The organism is Mesotoga sp. B105.6.4 (genome assembly GCF_002896535.1).
Lineage (GTDB): Bacteria > Thermotogota > Thermotogae > Petrotogales > Kosmotogaceae > Mesotoga.
Genome location: NZ_JWIM01000156.1, coordinates 1 through 1115, shown reverse-complemented (window position 1 = coordinate 1115; position 1115 = coordinate 1). Strand labels below are relative to the sequence as shown.

Annotated in this window: 1 protein-coding gene; it reads left to right on the top strand. The window is 46.5% G+C overall.

What is annotated here, in order from left to right:
* A partial coding sequence (locus tag RJ60_RS15345) for a glycosyl hydrolase-related protein (RefSeq protein WP_146028976.1) occupies window positions 1-1060 on the top strand: 1060 nt, incomplete at its 5' end.
* Window positions 1061-1115 lie beyond the last annotated feature (55 nt).

Genomic DNA, 1115 nt, shown 5'->3' with positions numbered 1-1115 from the left:
AGCCACCGGTGAAAAGCTCTTCACGAACCTCTTCGAAGACGGTGGCGATTGTGGAGATGGTTACGTTTATTCAAGGCCGCTTACCGATACCATTGTTACGAGTTCCGGCTCCCTAGAGACAGTAGAAGTAATAGAAAACGGGCCACTAGCAAGGGCTATAAGACTTAGTTACACACTTTCGGTGCCAGTCGGTCTTGTTGAGAACGGACGCAAGCGCTCTCTTTCAAGAACTGAAATGCCAGTTCACTGCACTCTGAGACTGATGGAATCGAGCAGTATTTTAGAAATCGAGACTGAGATTGCTAACAGTTGCGAGAATCACAGACTTCAGGTAAATTTCTGGAGGGAAAAACCAGGGAACGCTCTCTTCTACAAAACTCCGTTCGACATCGTAACAACACCAAAGAGCCAGCCCTCAAAAATCAACCCGAATTGGATCGAGGATGAACCTCTTGCCAGACCCAATAACGGTGTCTTCGGAGAAATCGAGAACACTGACAGATACAGCGGTTTCGCAGTAAGCACCAAAGGAATAAACGAGTTTGAAAGTTTCGAGCAAGGTCTTAAGTTAACCCTGTTCAGGGCAGTGGGCCACATAGCTTCTCCCTATCCTCTATCGAGTATGAAACGGCCTGCAGGGCCGAAGATAGAAACACCCGGGGCACAAATGAAAGGGAGTCTCACCTTTGAATACGCCGTCTTCTTCATAGATTCCCTTGAAGACATCGTAAAGAGAAGTTGTAGCTATCTGAAGAAGCCTCTGTCGATAGGCTTCGCAGGTAGGCGGCCTGAGACACCACTGACCGTAGATAGTTTGACGACGGAAGTAACTGCAATAAAAAAGGCTGAGAATGGGGAGAGTATTATCCTCAGATTAGTCAATTTCTCAGAAGAGTCCGATAACGTCAAGATTCGACTGAGAGAAGGTCTGTTTAGCAAAGCCTGCTTGTGTACAGCCGCTGAGAAAAGAGAAGAAGAGATACCTATTCAGAACAATCTCGTCTCAGTTGCGTGTGGACCGAAGAAGATCGTTACGCTAGAATTTGAAATGAGCAGCTGATTGGTATTGCTCATTCTTTATAGAGGGCCGATATTTACCGAAAGTGCCGTAAAGC